This is a genomic window from Microbacterium sp. CIAB417 (genome assembly GCF_022788845.1).
In genome coordinates this window covers 1-14,617 of sequence record NZ_JAHZUT010000012.1, presented here as the reverse complement: position 1 = coordinate 14,617, position 14,617 = coordinate 1, and the positions used below count along the sequence as shown (strand labels likewise).

Here is a 14,617-nt window from a genome sequence, read left to right as displayed (position 1 = left end):
CCGTTCGGTCAGGCGTTGGCCGGTGTCCAGGCGGACACGGCGCTCAGCGACGCGACCTCCTCGGCGCTGAGCTGGATCCGCACGCTCTGCAGCAGATCCTCCACCTGCTCCACCCGGGAGGCGCTCGCTATCGGCGCGACGACGGTGGGCTGCGCGCGCAGCCACGCGAGTGCCACGGATGCCACCGAGGCGCCGTGGGCCCGGCCGATGCGCTCGAGCTCGTCGATGATCCGCAGGCCGTGCGCGGTGGCGTACTTCGCGGCGCCGCCGGCGCGCGCGGACGCCACGGCTCCGGCATCCTCCGAACGGTACTTCCCGGTGAGGAAGCCGCTGGCCAGGGCGTAATAGGGCACCAGTCCGAGCCCGAACTCCTCCGCCACGGGGATGATGCTCTCCTCGACGTCGTTGCGGTGCACGAGGTTGTAGTGGGGCTGCACGACGACGGGCACGGCGGTGCCGGCATCCTGTGCGATGCGGATCCAGGTGCGGATACGGTCGGCCGAGTAGTTCGACACCGCCGTGTGGCGGACCAGCCCGTCCGCGACGAGCTGACCGAAGGCCGCCACCGTCTCCTCGAGCGGTGTGTTCTCGTCGTCGAAGTGCGCGTAGTAGAGGTCGATCGTGTCCACGCCCAGCCGCTTCAGGGATGCCTCCGCTGCCGCTCGGACGTTCTTCGCGGACAGTCCGCGGAACTCGGGGTGCTGGCTGACCTTGGTGGCGATCACGACGTCGCGGGGCCGACGTGCGGCCAGCCATTCGCCGAGGATGGTCTCGCTCTCTCCTCCGGAATTGCCCGGCACCCAGGCGCTGTACACGTCGGCGGTGTCGATGAAGTCGCCTCCGCCCTCCGTGAAGGCGTCGAGGATGCGGAAGGAGGCGTCGCGGTCGGCGGTCCAGCCGAACACGTTGCCGCCGAGGGCGAGGGGGAACACATCGAGGTCGCTGCGGCCGAGGAGGGTCATGGATGCTCGCTTTCGTCGTCTTCTGAGGACAAGTCGTATGCCGCACCGGCTATTCCGCGTCGACGTCACACGACTGTCATCCGCACGCGCGATACTGGACGCGGACAGAGAGTGGAGGATACCGTGTCGCTTCAGCAGGAGATCGCAGACGCCCTGGGCGTCCACCCCGACATCGACGCCAGGACCGAGGTCGATCGACGAGTGCAGTTCCTCGCCGACTACCTCATGACGACCGGTGCTCACGGATACGTCCTCGGGATCTCCGGAGGGCAGGACTCGACGCTCGCGGGGCGGCTCGCGCAGCTCGCCGTCGAGAAGGTGCGCGAGGCCGGGACCCCGGCGACCTTCATCGCGGTCCGTCTGCCGTACCGGATCCAGCAGGATGCCGACGACGCCGTCGCGGCGCTGGAGTTCATCGCCGCCGATCGTGTGGTGGAGGTCAACATCCAGGGCGGCGTCGACGGTGTCGAGAAGGACATCGAGCAGGCGGCCGGCGCCGAGGTCTCGGACTTCAACCGGGGGAACATCAAGGCCCGTATCCGCATGGTGACGCAGTACGCGCTCGCGGGGCACGACAGGATGCTGGTGATCGGGACCGATCACGCGGCCGAGGCCGTGACGGGCTTCTACACGAAGTTCGGAGACGGAGCCGCGGACATCCTCCCGCTGTCCGGACTCACCAAGCGCCAGGGCAAGGCGCTGCTGCGGGAGCTCAGCGCCCCCGAACGGCTGTGGCAGAAGGTGCCGACCGCCGACCTCCTCGACGGGCAGCCCGGTCGCGCCGACGAGGACGAACTCGGCCTCACCTACGAGCAGATCGACGACTACCTGGAAGGACGTCCGGTCGACGCCGACGCGGCCGCCCGCATCGAGGACAAGTACCGGGCGACCGAGCACAAGCGACGTCTTCCCGTCACGCCGTCCGACACCTGGTGGCGCTGAGCACCGTCGGTCGTCGCGCCTCGCGCGGGCCCGCGGCCGTGTCGGAGCCCGCAACTAGTCTCGAACCATGAGGATCGACACCGCGGCGCAGCGCATCGTCTGGAGTGCCAGCGACCTGAAGCTCGCCGCGGAATGCGAGTTCGCCTGGTGTCGCACGATCGATGCGAAGCTCGGCCGGGTCCCGGCCGTGGAGGAACCCGAGGACGCCACCCTGCTGCGCGCGGCGGAGCTCGGCGACGTGCACGAGCAGAACGTCCTGCAGGCCTACCGCGACCGCTTCGGCACGGCGGTGCACGAGGTGTCCAAGGTCTCCTCGGCCGATTCCGCCTCGCTCGCGGCGGTCGTAGCCGAGACGCGCGACGCGCTGCGATCGGACGCGAAGGTGCTCTTCCAGGCGGCCTTCTCGACCGACGAGTTCGTCGGCTTCGCCGACTTCCTCCTGCGTGACGAGGACGATCGCTGGCGTGTCCAGGACTCCAAGCTCGCGCGCACGGCCCGCGTCACCGCTCTCATGCAGCTGGCGGCATACGTCGATCAGCTCGATAGGCTCGGCGTCCCGCGCTCGGACGAGGTCGACCTGATCCTCGGCGACGGCACGCTCAGCACGCACGCCGTCGACGATCTGCTCCCGCTTTTCCGTGTCCGCAGAGCCCGCCTGCGCGCGCTCATCGCGGATCGTGCGGTCGGTGACGGGGCGGCCGGTGCGCCGCTCGCCTGGGGGGATGAACGCGGTGATCTGCGGATCGCCGCCTGCGGCCGGTGCGCCGCCTGCGAGGAGCAGGTGCTCGCCCATCGCGACCTGCTGATGGTCGCGCGGATGCGACCGGTGCAACGTCAGCGACTGCGCGCCGCCGGCATCCGCACGATCGACGATCTCGTCGACGCACCTGAGCCGCCGGACGGCATGAACGCCGACACCTTCGCGGCGCTGCGAGCCCAGGCGCGGCTCCAGGTCGGCGCCCACCCCGACGAGGGCGACCCGCCGCCCTTCGAGCTGATCTCGCCGAACGCGATCGGACTCATGCCGCGGCCCAGCCACGGCGACATCTTCTTCGACTTCGAGGGCGATCCGCTCTACACGGAACCGGCCGCCGACCCCGATCGCGGAGACCGGCCGCACTGGGGCATCGACTACTTGTTCGGCTGGATCGACAACGTCGAGCAGTACACCGCGCTGTGGGCGCACAGCTTCGCCGAGGAGAAGCGGGCGCTGCTCGACTTCCTCGCGTTCGTGAAGCTGCGGCGGCAGGCGCATCCCGACATGCACATCTACCACTACGCGCCGTACGAGACCTCGCACCTGTCGGCGATGGCGGCGCGTCACGGCGTGGGGGAGGCGGACGTCGACCGACTGCTGCGCGAGGGCGTGTTCGTCGATCTCTACCCCCTCGTGCTGCGCTCGGTGCGGGTCGGGTCGCGCTCGTACTCGATCAAGAAGCTCGAGCCGCTCTACATGGGAGCGGAGGTGCGCACCAGCGACGTGCAGAAGGGGGACGACTCGATCGTCCGGTACGTCGAGGCGCGCCAACTGCGGGCGGCAGGGCAGGAGGCCGAGGCCGCCGGTATCCTCGCCGACCTCGCGGACTACAACCGCTACGACTGCGTGTCCACCCGCCGGCTGCGGGACTGGCTGATCGGGCTCGCGAAGCAGGAGGGGGTGCTGCCCGCTCCTCCCGACGAGCCCGAGACGAGGGCGTACGAGCCGTCGCCGCTTTCGGTCGCGCTGCTCGCGGACGGCGAGGACCTCGAACGGTCCGGCGGCGACGGCGAGGTCCACCGCGTGGCCGCTGCTGCGATCGACTACTACCCGCGCGAGATGAAGAGCTTCTGGCAGGGGCACTTCCAGCGGCTGCGCGAACCCGTCTCGGTGTGGGAGCAGACGCGGGACGTGCTGCGCGTGGACGCCTCCCGCAGCCGAACGGTCGAGGACTGGGCGGTGGGCGAGGGCAATCGCACCCTGACGCGGCTCGTCGAACTGCGGGGGGAGGTCGCTCCCGGCAGCACGCTCGGCGTGGGCGGACGCCCGTTCGCGCTCTACGAGACTCCGGCGCCGTTCATCGCCGACCTGCCGTCGCGGGTGATCCACGCTCCGCATGAGGTGGAGATCGTCGAGGTCCTCGACGACGGATACGTCGTGCGCGAGCGCGCGGTGCAGGGGGAGACGTGGGACGAGGTGCCGCTGGCGCTGACCCCGGCCGCGCCGCCGAACGTCGCCTCGCAGCAGAAGGCGATCGAGGAGTGGGCGCAGGCCGTCCACGAGGCGGCGCCGCACTTCCCGAAGGACGCGGCGACCGACATCCTGCGCCGAGCGGTGCCGCGCACGGTGTCCGGCGGGCCGCTGCCGGCGGCGAACGGCGACGCGATCGATGCGATCGTCCGCGGCATCCTCGACCTGGATCGCAGCTACCTCGCCGTCCAAGGGCCTCCGGGGACGGGGAAGACCTACACCGGTTCGCAGGTCATCGCTCGGCTCGTGCGCGACCACGGGTTCCGCATCGGGGTCGTCGCCCAGTCGCACGCGATCGTCGAGACGCTGCTGGGCCGGGTCATCGCCGACGGGGTCCCCGCGGCGCAGGTGGCGAAGCACCCCAAGGACGCCGACGTCGAACCGCCCTTCACGGTGATCCCGAAGGACGGCATGGCGGCGTTCATCGGCGAACACCCCGAGGGCTTCGTCGTGGGCGGCACCGCGTGGGACTTCAGCAACACGCGACGCGTGGATCGCGCAGGACTCGACCTGCTCGTGATCGATGAGGCGGGCCAGTTCTCGCTCGCCTCGACCATCGCCGTGGCGGCGGGCGCGAAGAACCTGCTGCTGCTGGGCGACCCGCAGCAGCTGCCTCAGGTGAGTCAGGGCACGCACCCGGAACCCGTGGACACGTCGGCTCTGGGGTGGGTGATGTCGGGTCAGCAGGTGCTCGACCCCGCCTACGGGCACTTCCTGGCGAAGTCCTGGCGGATGCACCCGGCCGTGGCGGCCCCTGTCTCCCGCCTGGCCTACGCCGGACGACTCGCGTCGGCGCCCGGAACCGAGCGCCGCACGGTCGACGGCATCCGACCGGGACTGCACGTGGTCCCGGTGCGCCATCGCGGCAATGCCACGCAGTCCGTCGAGGAGAGCGCCGAGGTCGTGCGGATCGTGCACGACCTGATCGGGCGGAGTTTCGTCGACGGCATGACCGGATCGCCTCCGCGTCCGCTGGAGCAGGAGGACATCATCGTCGTCGCTCCGTACAACGCGCAGAAGCAGCTGATCCATCAGGCGCTGTCGGATGCCGGGTTCGGGCGGGTTCCCGTCGGCACGGTCGACAACTTTCAGGGCAAGGAGGCCGTGGTCTCGATCACGTCGCTCGCGGCCTCGAGCGGGCGAGACGCCCCGAGGGGACCGGAGTTCCTGCTGCTGCAGAACAGGCTGAACGTCGCGATCTCCCGCGCGAAGAGCGTCGCGTACCTCGTGCATTCTCCGGCGCTGCTGGACGACCTGCCGTGGACGACCGAGGGCGTCGTGCGCCTCAGCGCCTTCGCACGTCTCGTCGGTGCGGACGAGGAGTGATCGGGGTCGAGCGACGCGGAGGCGCGGGGCTCAGACCGTGCCGTACAGGCGGTCGCCCGCGTCACCGAGACCGGGCACGATGTAGCCCTTCTCGTTGAGGCGCTCGTCCAGAGCACCCAGCACGAGCGTCACGTCCCGGTCGCCGACCAGCTTCTCGATCGCCGCGACGCCCTCGGGCGTGCCCAGCAGGCAGATGGCCGTGACGTCCTTGGCTCCGCGGTCGAACAGGAACTGGATCGCCGCGCCCAGCGAGCCGCCGGTGGCGAGCATGGGGTCGATCGCGAAGCACTGCCGGTCGCTGAGATCGTCCGGGAGGCGTTCGGCGTACGTGGTGGGCTCGAAGGTCTCCTCGTCGCGCACCATGCCGAGGAATCCGACCTCGGCCGTGGGAAGGAGCTTCACCATCCCCTCCAGCATTCCGAGTCCGGCGCGCAGGATCGGCACGACGATCGGTCGCGGCTCGGAGATCTTGACGCCCATCGTCGTCGTCACGGGGGTGGTGATCTCGACGGGGGAGACCCGCACGTTGCGCGTCGCCTCGTAGGCGAGAAGCGTCACAAGCTCCTCGGTGAGCTGGCGGAACACCGGCGACGGCGTGCGCTGGTCGCGCAGCACCGAGAGCTTGTGGGTGATGAGGGGGTGGTCGGCGACGTGAACACGCATGGATCCAGGGTACTGCCCGCAGCGGCGCGCAATAGGGTCGACGTATGGCCGGATCGGACGCACAGGGCATGCAGCGCGCGCTCGCGCTCGCCGCGGAGGCCGGCGACGCGGGCGACGTCCCCGTCGGGGCGGTCGTCCTCGACGCCGCCGGGCGGATCGTCGCCGAGGGGCGCAACACCCGTGAGGAGACGCACGACCCGACGGGACACGCCGAGATCGTGGCGCTGCGGCGCGCCGCGGCCTCTCTCGGCTCGTGGAACCTCGAGGGCCACACCCTGGTTGTGACGCTCGAACCGTGCGTCATGTGCGCGGGGGCGGTCCTGCAGGCGCGCATCGGCCGCGTGGTCTTCGGGGCCTGGGACGACAAGGCGGGGGCCGCGGGCTCGATGTACGACGTACTGCGCGATCGGCGCCTGCCCTATCGCGCCGAGGTCGTCGGCGGAGTCGACGAGGACGACGCGACGTCGCTGCTGCGCGCCTTCTTCGAGGCCCGCCGCTGACGGCGGCTCAGTCGGCGGACTTCAGGACGAACACGTCGGTGGAGGGCTCGGGATCGAGCGACGGGCGGTAGATGTCCGGCTCGATGTACACCGCCCGCGCGACGGGAACGGCATCCCGGATCCTCTTCTCGATGTCGTTGATGTCGTCGGCCGCCTCGCGCACCGTCTTGTCACCGGACAAGGCGATCTTCGCGGCCACGAGCAGCTCGTCCGGCCCGAGGTACAGGGTCTTCAGGTGGATGAGCTTCTCCACCTCTTCACCGGAGACGATCGCGTCGACGATCAGATCGTGGTCGCCTTGGTTCGCGCCCTCGCCGACCAGGAGGCTCTTCGTCTCGACACCCAGCACGATCGCGATCAGCACGAGCAGGGTTCCGATCATCAGCGTGCCGAGCGCGTCGAACAGCGGGTTGCCGGTGATCACCGTGAGCCCGACACCGAGCAGGGCGAACGTGAGACCGGTCAGCGCCCCGACGTCCTCCAGCAGCACGACCGGCAGCTCCGGCGCCTTGGAGCGGCGGACGAAAGACACCCACGACTGACCCTTCGCGCGCACGAGGTTGCTCTCGCGCACCGCGGTGCGCAGCGAGAAGGACTCGAGTCCGATGGCGACCACGAGCACGACCAGCGGCAGCCACCACCAGACCGGGTCCAGGGCGTGCGGATGCGTGAGCTTGTCGATGCCCTCGTAGATCGCGAACACGCCGCCGACCGAGAAGAGGATGATCGACACGACGAAGGCGTACACGTACCGTTCGCGGCCGTAGCCGAACGGATGCTCCCGGTCCGCCGTGCGCTTCGCCTTGCGCCCGCCGAGCATGAGCAGCAGCTGGTTTCCGGAGTCGGCGACGGAGTGGATGGCCTCGGCGAGCATCGACGCGGAACCCGACAGCGCCCAGGCGATGAACTTCGCGAGGGCGATCCCCATGTTCGCCAGGAACGCCGCGATGATGGCCTTGCCGCCGCCCGATGCACTCATGACACGAGTCTAGTTCCGGCATCCGGGCATCGCAGGAGAGCCCGCGGGGCGTCCGCCATAGGATGACGGTATGGCCGACTCCCTCCCCTCCCTCGCATTCCTCGGCGCCGGTTCCATGGGCGGCGCGATCCTCCGTGGGGTCGTCGCGTCCGGCATCCCGGTCCAGGGCGGGATCATCGCGACGAACCGCACGACCGAGAAGGCGCAGGCGCTGGCGGACCTCTCCGGCGTCAGCGCGATCGCGCTGGACGAGCGTCCGGAGGGCAACACGGAGGCAGCCGCTGCAGCGCGCGTCGTGCTCGTCGGCGTCAAGCCGGCGATGGTGCCCGACCTGCTCCGCGAGATCGCGCCCGTCCTGCAGCCGGACGCGATCGTCGTGAGCCTCGCGGCCGGGGTGACTCTCGCCACGTTCGCCGAGCACCTGGGGGACGGAGTGAGTGTGATCCGTTCGATGCCGAACACTCCGGCGACCGTCGGCAAGGCCGTCACGGGACTGGCAGCCGGATCCAGCGCCGGTGCCGACGACGTCGCCCTGGTGCGGAGACTGTTCGAACTCGTCGGGGCGGTCGTCGAGGTTCCCGAGCCGCAGATCGACGCGCTGTCGACGATCTCGGGCTCCGGCCCAGCGTACGTGTACCTGCTCATCGAGGAGCTCACCAGGGCGGCCGTCGGCAAGGGGTTCGACGAGGCGGATGCGCGTCTCATGGCCGAGCAGACCTTCATCGGCGCGGCCGCGCTGCTCGACGCGACCGGCGAGGAGCCGGCCGAGCTGCGCCGGCGCGTCACGAGCCCCAAGGGCACGACCGAGCGCGCCATCGCCGTGCTGCAGGACGCGCACCTCGACGTCGTCTTCGCGGAGGCGACGGACGCGGCTCTGGCCAGGGCCCGAGAGCTCGCGGCGGGAGCCTGACGTGCGACTGCGCTTCGCCGGCCCCGTCTGGTACTGGCGCGGTCCCGCGCCGTTCCATTTCGTGACCGTGCCGCTGGCGGAGAGCGAGATGATCCATGACGTCTCCGGCATCGTGACGTACGGCTGGGGGATGATCCCTGTGCGGGTCACGGTCGGCGACACGACGCTGACGACGTCGCTCTGGCCCAAGGACGGCGGTTACATCGTCCCGGTCAAGAAGGCGCTGCAGGAAGCCGAGCGGATCGCGGTCGACGACGTGATCGACGTCACGCTCGACATCGACGCCTGAGAGGCGGCGCGGAACAGCTCTCAGCGGTCGAGGCTGGCGAACCGCTCGATGTCGACATTCGTTCCGGAGACGATGATGAGGTCGTGGTTCGTCACGACCGTGTCCGCCTCGGCATAGCGGAACGGCTTGCCGGGACTCTTCACGCCCACGACCGTGACGTTGTACTTCGTGCGCACGCCGGACTGGTTCAGTCCCACGCCGCGGATGAACTTCGGCGGGTACATCTTCGCCAGCACGAAGTCGTCGTCGAAGCGGATGAAGTCCAGCATCCGGCCGCTGACGAGGTGGGCGACGCGCTCGCCGGCCTCGCGCTCGGGGTAGATGACGTGGTTGGCGCCGACGCGGGCGAGGATCTTGCCGTGCGACTGCGAGACGGCCTTGGCCCAGATCTGGGGGACCTTGAGGTCGACGAGGTTCGCCGTGATGAGCACGGATGCCTCGATGAGCGACCCGACGGCGACGACGGCCACCTGGAAGTCCTGGGCGCCGATCTGGCGCAGCGCGTCGATGTTGCGCGCATCCGCCTGCACCGTGTGGGTGACTCGATCCGACCACTTCTGCACGAGTTCGAGGCTCTCGTCGATCGCGAGCACCTCGCGGTCCAGTCGATCCAGCTCGCCGGCGCACGCGGCGCCGAAGCGGCCGAGTCCGATCACGAGGACGGGGGCGTCGCCCCGGATGACGTCAACCAACGATCGGCCTTTCCACGGGCAGCGAGTAGAGCTGCGTTCGCGACGTCGCGGCGACCGCCGCGGCGAGAGTCACTGTACCAACGCGCCCCATGAAGATGGTCGCCGCCATCACGTACGACGCGGAATCGGGGAGCTCGCCGGTGAGCCCGGTCGACAGTCCGACCGTGCCGAATGCCGAGATGACGTCGAAGAGCACATGACTGATGTCCGCCTTCGTGATCTGCGCGATCACGATGGTCGACAGCGCCACGATGGTCGCGCCCCATGCGACGACCGAGAGCGCGACGCGCTGGACGTCGCTGGGGATGCGGCGGCCGAAGGCCTCGACGGACTGGCGCCCCTTCGCCTCCGACCACACGGCGATGGCGAGGACGGCGAGCGTGGTCACCTTGATCCCGCCGGCGGTGGACGCCGAGCCGCCGCCCACGAACATGAGCATGGAGCCGGCCACCAGCGAGGAGCCGTTCAGTTCGCCGATGTCCACGACGCTGAAGCCGCCCGACCGCGTCATGGCGGACAGGAAGAAGGCCTGGAACGTCGTGTCCACGGCATCCATCGATCCGAACGTGCCCGGGTTGTCGTACTCGAGGATGAGGAAGACGACTGCGCCGGCGAAGAAGAGAAGGACCGTGGTGATCAGCGTGAGCTTGGTGTGCAGCGACCAGCGGTTGATGTGCCAGTGGTGCTTGGCGAGCGTGTAGATGACGGGGAATCCGATGCTGCCCAGGAACACGCTCACCATGAGCACGCTCAGGACGAAGTAGTCGTCCGCGAACACCCCGACCCCGCCCGCGTTCGGCGAGAACCCGGTGTTCGTGAAGGACATGGCCGCGTAATAGGGGGCTTCCCACAGGGCGACCAGCGGGTCGATCCCGGCCATGACGAGTCCGGGATACAGCAGGATCGCGACGACGGCCTCGATGAGCAGCGTGGACAGCGCGACCGTCGTCAGCAGCTGACCGACTTCGCCGAGGCGGACGGTCTGGCCTTCGTTCACCGGTCCGCCGTGGGCCCGCAGCGGATTGGTGTCGCCGGCGGCGATGAGCTTGGCCCGCAGTCCCAGGCGCTTGGAGATCACCAGGCCCATGACCGAGGCGAGCGTCAGCACGCCCATGCCGCCGATGTTGACGCCGATGAAGATGACGACGTGGCCGAAGGGAGACCAGTGCGTCGCCATGTCGACGGTCGCGAGACCCGTGACGCAGATGGTCGACACGGCGGTGAACAGCGCGTCCGCGAGCGGCGTGACGGTGCGGCTGGCCGACGCGATCGGCAGCGCCAGCAGGGCGGTGAAGACGAGGATCAGCGACGCGAAGATCACGATCGCGAATCGGGACGGCGACGACGTGACGAGGTGCTTGCCGAACTGCCAGAGGCCGCGGAACCCGCGCCGAGGGGCGACGGCAGACGAGATGCCCGACATCGTTCCCCTTTCCGGTCGTCGCCCGGCGGTCTCTGCGTGCCGAGCCTTCGTCATGGTACTCCGCGCGTGGGACGACTACCCTGATCACATGACCGACATCTTCGACGTGATCGCGGACGGCACGAGGCGAGACATCCTCCAGCTCCTGCTGCGACGGTCGTCGGAGGGGGATGCCGGCACCAGCGTCACCCAGATCGTGAGCGAGCTCGGCATCAGCCAGCCGACGGTCTCGAAGCACCTCAAGGTGCTGCGCGAGGCCGAGCTCGTCACCGTGCGCGAGGACGGTCAGCGCCGGTTCTACAGCCTCGCGGTCGAGCCTCTGGAGGTCGTCGACGACTGGCTCATGCCGTTCCTCGTGGACGCGTTCGCGGACGACTCGGGCTACGACCTCGTCCCGCTTCCGGACGGTGCGGCGCATGCCGCCGAGGCGGTCGGCCGTGCCGCGGCATCCGCGAAGCACGTCGTGCAGTCCGCGCTCAAGCGTCTTGGAGCCTGACGCGCGAGGACCCGCCCGGCGAACCGGACGGGTCCTGTGCGGCTGCGGTCAGCGGCGGCCGGCCTTGCGGCGGAACAGCCAGCTGCCCCAGACCGCCGCGACGGCGAGGATCGCGACGCACCACACGATCGCCCACAGCGGCTCGGTGTCGACCGATGTGCCCATCAGGAGGGCCCGGATCGTCTCGACGATCGGGGTGATGGGCTGGTACTCGGCGATCGGCTGCAGCCAATCCGGCATGCTCGCAACCGGCACGAAGGCGCTCGACAGGTAGGGAAGGAACAGCAGCACGAAGCCGTAGCCGTTCGCCCCCTCGGGCGAGCCCGCCGCCAGACCGATCGCGGCGAACAGGTAGGTGATCGCGAGGATGTACAGCGCGATGAGCGCGCCCATGGCGACCCATTCCCCGAAGTCCGCCGTCGGGCGGAAGCCGACGAGGACGCCGACGCCGATCACGATCGACGTGGCGACGAGGTTGCGGATCAGGCTCGCGACGACGTGCCCGGTGAGCACGGCTCCGGCGCGCAACGGCATGGTCCGGAATCGGTCGATGATGCCGGTGCGCATGTCGTTGGCGACGTACACCGCCGTCGATGACGCGCCGAAGCCGGCGCAGGTGAGGATGATGCCCGGCACGACGTAGTCCACATAGGCGCCGGACGGGTCGATCGCGCCCCCGAACACCCAGGTGAACATCAGCATGAGCATCACGGGGAGCATGATCGCCATGAGCAGCGATTCGCCGTCGCGGAGCGAGTGGCGCATGCTGCGCCCCACGAACACGGCTTCGGCGGTGGCCCCGCGCAGGCGAGGGCGGACAGCGGGCGCCGAGGGGGCCGTCGGCGCGGCAGTCAGGGTGGTCATGCGGACTCCTTCGTGGACGTGGCGCCGACGAACGCGTCGGTGCGGGGGCGGTCGGATGAGGTGAGGGCGAGGAACACGTCGTCCAGCGACGGGCGCCGCAGCGACACGCTGCCTTCCGTGCCCTGCTCGTCCAGCTGGTCGAGCGCGCGGCGCAGCCCCGGAAGGGTGCCGTCCGTCGGCACCTCGCGCAGAAGCTCGCCGTGCTCGTCGTGCACCTCGACGGTGTCTCCGCCGACGCGGGACTTCAGCTCCGCCGCGGTTCCGAGAGCGGCGATGCGCCCGTCATGGAGGACGGCGATGCGGTCCGCGAGCTGGTCGGCCTCCTCGAGGTATTGCGTGGTGAGGAAGACGGTGGTCCCGGCATCCGCCATCGAGCGGATGATGTCCCACAGGTCCCGGCGACTGCGGGTGTCCAGTCCCGTGGTGGGCTCGTCGAGGAAGAGGATCTCCGGGGTGATCACGAAGCTCAGCGCCAGGTCGAGCCGGCGGCGCATGCCCCCGGAGTACGTGCGCACCGGGCGCGAGGCGGCGTCGGTCAGTCCGAACCGTTCGAGCAGGTCGGCCGATCGACGACGAGCCTGTTTCCGGCCGAGGCCGGAGAGCCGGCCGAACATGACCACGTTCTCCGTCGCGGTGAGAGCGTCGTCGACGGCCGCGGACTGGCCCGTGAGGCTGATCCGCTGCTGCACCGCGACCGGCTGGCTGCGGACGTCGAATCCGCCGACCTTCACGGTGCCGGCGTCGGGCCGGGTGAGGGTGGTGAGGATGTTGATGGTCGTGGTCTTGCCGGCCCCGTTCGGGCCGAGCAGGGCGAACACCTCGCCGCGCGAGACGGAGAGATCGATCCCGTCGATGACGGTGTGATCGCCGAAGCGCTTGCGAAGACCCGTAACCTCGATCGCGAGTGCGGTCATGAGCGTCGTTCCTTTCTGTGCAGGGCATAAACTGTGTACGTCGGATACAACTGTGTATGACCATAACACACTGTTTAGGAAATAAACAGAAGTAGGATGGTCGCATGACGGACGAGGAACTCCCGGAGCTCCCGAGGGGCATCGCGCTGGCGTGGGGTGTCGCGGCGAACCCGCAGCGCGGACCGAAGCGCGAGATGAGCGTCGAGCGGATCGTCGATGCGGCCGTGGAGCTGGCCGACGCCGAGGGGATCGGCGCGGTCTCGATGGCGGCGGTCGCCGCGAAGCTCGGGTTCACGCCGATGTCGCTCTACCGGTACGTCAGCGCCAAGGACGACCTCCTGCTGCTCATGCAGGAGCAGGCGACCGGCCTTCCTCCCGAGGACCATCGTGAGCACGAGGGTTGGCGGAACAGGCTGCGCGCGCTCTCCGAGGCGCAGGTGCTCATCTACCTCCGGCACCCGTGGATCCTGTCGCTGCCGATCACGGGGTCGCCCATCACCCCGAACAGCTCGGCGTGGATCGACGCGGGGCTCGAAGCGCTCGCCGAGACTCCGCTGAGTGAGACCGAGCGGCTCGCCGTCGCGCTGGCGATGACCGGTCACGCGCGCTGGTACGGCATGGTGCTCGCCGGGTACTCCGAGGAGTCCCGCCGGACCGGGCTCACAGCGGAGGAGGTGTCCATGCAGGAGGCCGAGCTCTTCGACCGCGTCATCGCGGCGGAGGAGTTCCCGCACCTTCGTCGTGCGATCGATGCCGGCGTCTTCACGACATCTGACGATCCCTTTCGCTTCGCGATGGAGCGCGTGCTGGACGGAGTGGGCATGTACATCGACAGCCTCGACCGCGGCGAGCGGCATGCGGCCGCGCACGAGTTCCTCGGCCTGGAGCGGGCGGAGCTCGCGGGCGACAAGAAGTACCGCGAGGCGCAGAAGGCCGTGCGGGAGGCCGAGAAGATGCTGCGGGCGGCCCGCAAGGTCGAGCGCCAGGCGCTCCGCGACGCCACCGAGCGCCTGACCAGGAGCTGACGCGTCACACGGGTCTCACGCATCACATCCGTCACGCGGGTTTACATGCGTGACACCGACGGCCTAGAGTGTGCTTCAGCAGAAAGGGGTACAGGGGATGCCCGAAGTTCCAGACGTTCGCTTCCTGACGGTCGCCGAGGTCGCCGAGATCATGCGCGTGTCGAAGATGACGGTGTACCGTCTCGTGCACGCCGGCGACCTGCCGGCGATCCGGTTCGGCCGCAGTTACCGCGTTCCGGAGTCGGCGGTCGCCGACGCGCTGCGCCGTCCCATCGCGGATGCGGGCTGACCGATCGGCGCGTGCTCGGGGCGCTTTCGGCTTTGCTAGACTGATCCGAGGCATTTTTCCGTGCCCGTACCCGGGTGTCCGATTCCGTGCGGCATCCAGCCCCTGACGTAGTGAGG

Annotated in this window: 15 protein-coding genes; 8 read left to right on the top strand and 7 right to left on the bottom strand. The window is 69.5% G+C overall.

Features of this window, described 5'->3' with window-relative positions; all coding sequences use genetic code 11:
- Positions 1–8: 8 nt before the first annotated feature.
- Positions 9–962 (bottom strand): aldo/keto reductase, encoded by a 954-nt coding sequence (locus KYX17_RS28880; RefSeq protein ID WP_243232723.1) that lies wholly within the window; start codon positions 960–962, stop codon positions 9–11.
- A 123-nt stretch (positions 963–1,085) separates the two neighbouring features.
- Between KYX17_RS28880 and nadE the strand changes: the two genes are divergently transcribed.
- Together nadE and KYX17_RS28870 are read left to right on the top strand one after the other, a co-directional pair.
- Positions 1,086–1,904 carry an ammonia-dependent NAD(+) synthetase gene (gene nadE, locus KYX17_RS28875; RefSeq protein WP_243232722.1) on the top strand — a complete coding sequence of 273 codons (819 nt, stop codon included), beginning with the start codon at positions 1,086–1,088 and terminating at the stop codon, positions 1,902–1,904.
- A gap of 67 nt (positions 1,905–1,971) precedes the next feature.
- Positions 1,972–5,457, top strand: coding sequence for a bifunctional RecB family nuclease/DEAD/DEAH box helicase (locus tag KYX17_RS28870; protein WP_243232717.1), 3,486 nt, complete (start codon positions 1,972–1,974; stop codon positions 5,455–5,457).
- A 30-nt stretch (positions 5,458–5,487) separates the two neighbouring features.
- Here KYX17_RS28870 and upp read toward each other — a convergent pair whose 3' ends face one another.
- On the bottom strand, positions 5,488–6,120 hold the full coding sequence (upp, locus tag KYX17_RS28865; RefSeq protein WP_243232715.1) for a uracil phosphoribosyltransferase: 633 nt from the start codon (positions 6,118–6,120) through the stop codon (positions 5,488–5,490).
- Between the two features lie 44 nt (positions 6,121–6,164).
- Between upp and tadA the strand changes: the two genes are divergently transcribed.
- A complete protein-coding gene (gene tadA / locus KYX17_RS28860; protein ID WP_283818253.1) occupies positions 6,165–6,620 on the top strand; it encodes a tRNA adenosine(34) deaminase TadA in 456 nt (151 codons plus the stop codon).
- Positions 6,621–6,627: 7 nt separating this feature from the next.
- Here the strand turns inward: tadA and KYX17_RS28855 are convergent, their stop codons facing one another.
- Entirely contained in the window at positions 6,628–7,599 is a 972-nt protein-coding gene (locus KYX17_RS28855; protein WP_243232713.1) for a cation diffusion facilitator family transporter, read from the bottom strand.
- Between the two features lie 70 nt (positions 7,600–7,669).
- Here KYX17_RS28855 and proC point away from each other — a divergent pair, with 70 nt between their 5' ends.
- A complete protein-coding gene (gene proC / locus KYX17_RS28850; RefSeq protein WP_243232711.1) occupies positions 7,670–8,509 on the top strand; it encodes a pyrroline-5-carboxylate reductase in 840 nt (279 codons plus the stop codon).
- 1 nt (position 8,510) lies between these two features.
- Positions 8,511–8,798 carry a DUF1905 domain-containing protein gene (locus KYX17_RS28845; RefSeq protein ID WP_243232709.1) on the top strand — a complete coding sequence of 96 codons (288 nt, stop codon included), beginning with the start codon at positions 8,511–8,513 and terminating at the stop codon, positions 8,796–8,798.
- A gap of 20 nt (positions 8,799–8,818) precedes the next feature.
- Here KYX17_RS28845 and KYX17_RS28840 read toward each other — a convergent pair whose 3' ends face one another.
- Entirely contained in the window at positions 8,819–9,490 is a 672-nt protein-coding gene (locus KYX17_RS28840; protein WP_243232707.1) for a TrkA family potassium uptake protein, read from the bottom strand.
- Positions 9,483–10,913 (bottom strand): TrkH family potassium uptake protein, encoded by a 1,431-nt coding sequence (locus KYX17_RS28835; protein ID WP_243232705.1) that lies wholly within the window; start codon positions 10,911–10,913, stop codon positions 9,483–9,485. The genes KYX17_RS28840 and KYX17_RS28835 overlap by 8 nt, the downstream gene beginning before the upstream one ends.
- An 88-nt stretch (positions 10,914–11,001) precedes the next feature.
- Here KYX17_RS28835 and KYX17_RS28830 point away from each other — a divergent pair, with 88 nt between their 5' ends.
- Complete coding sequence (locus KYX17_RS28830; RefSeq protein ID WP_243232703.1) at positions 11,002–11,409, top strand: helix-turn-helix transcriptional regulator; 408 nt, start codon at positions 11,002–11,004, stop codon at positions 11,407–11,409.
- 48 nt (positions 11,410–11,457) lie between these two features.
- Here KYX17_RS28830 and KYX17_RS28825 read toward each other — a convergent pair whose 3' ends face one another.
- Both KYX17_RS28825 and KYX17_RS28820 read right to left on the bottom strand, forming a co-directional pair.
- The gene (locus tag KYX17_RS28825; RefSeq protein ID WP_243232696.1) at positions 11,458–12,273 is read right to left on the bottom strand and encodes an ABC transporter permease; all 816 of its coding nucleotides are present in this window, start codon (positions 12,271–12,273) and stop codon (positions 11,458–11,460) included.
- Positions 12,270–13,187: an ATP-binding cassette domain-containing protein gene (locus KYX17_RS28820; protein ID WP_243232694.1), complete on the bottom strand. Its 918-nt coding sequence runs from the start codon at positions 13,185–13,187 to the stop codon at positions 12,270–12,272. Before KYX17_RS28820 ends, KYX17_RS28825 begins: the two co-directional genes overlap by 4 nt.
- Before the next feature lie 104 nt (positions 13,188–13,291).
- Here KYX17_RS28820 and KYX17_RS28815 point away from each other — a divergent pair, with 104 nt between their 5' ends.
- Positions 13,292–14,212: a TetR/AcrR family transcriptional regulator gene (locus KYX17_RS28815; RefSeq protein WP_243232684.1), complete on the top strand. Its 921-nt coding sequence runs from the start codon at positions 13,292–13,294 to the stop codon at positions 14,210–14,212.
- Between the two features lie 97 nt (positions 14,213–14,309).
- On the top strand, positions 14,310–14,501 hold the full coding sequence (locus KYX17_RS28810) for a helix-turn-helix domain-containing protein (RefSeq protein ID WP_243232682.1): 192 nt from the start codon (positions 14,310–14,312) through the stop codon (positions 14,499–14,501).
- The last annotated feature ends 116 nt before the right edge of the window (positions 14,502–14,617 follow it).

Coding starts and splice junctions, on each gene's coding strand:
- KYX17_RS28810 (WP_243232682.1), top strand. CDS start 14,310: ATGCCCGAAGTTCCAGACGTTCGCTTCCTGACGGTCGCCGAGGTCGCC.
- KYX17_RS28815 (WP_243232684.1), top strand. CDS start 13,292: ATGACGGACGAGGAACTCCCGGAGCTCCCGAGGGGCATCGCGCTGGCG.
- KYX17_RS28825 (WP_243232696.1), bottom strand. CDS start 12,273: ATGACCACCCTGACTGCCGCGCCGACGGCCCCCTCGGCGCCCGCTGTC.
- upp (WP_243232715.1), bottom strand. CDS start 6,120: ATGCGTGTTCACGTCGCCGACCACCCCCTCATCACCCACAAGCTCTCG.
- tadA (WP_283818253.1), top strand. CDS start 6,165: ATGGCCGGATCGGACGCACAGGGCATGCAGCGCGCGCTCGCGCTCGCC.
- KYX17_RS28835 (WP_243232705.1), bottom strand. CDS start 10,913: ATGTCGGGCATCTCGTCTGCCGTCGCCCCTCGGCGCGGGTTCCGCGGC.
- KYX17_RS28870 (WP_243232717.1), top strand. CDS start 1,972: ATGAGGATCGACACCGCGGCGCAGCGCATCGTCTGGAGTGCCAGCGAC.
- KYX17_RS28855 (WP_243232713.1), bottom strand. CDS start 7,599: ATGAGTGCATCGGGCGGCGGCAAGGCCATCATCGCGGCGTTCCTGGCG.
- KYX17_RS28820 (WP_243232694.1), bottom strand. CDS start 13,187: ATGACCGCACTCGCGATCGAGGTTACGGGTCTTCGCAAGCGCTTCGGC.
- KYX17_RS28830 (WP_243232703.1), top strand. CDS start 11,002: ATGACCGACATCTTCGACGTGATCGCGGACGGCACGAGGCGAGACATC.
- KYX17_RS28880 (WP_243232723.1), bottom strand. CDS start 962: ATGACCCTCCTCGGCCGCAGCGACCTCGATGTGTTCCCCCTCGCCCTC.
- proC (WP_243232711.1), top strand. CDS start 7,670: ATGGCCGACTCCCTCCCCTCCCTCGCATTCCTCGGCGCCGGTTCCATG.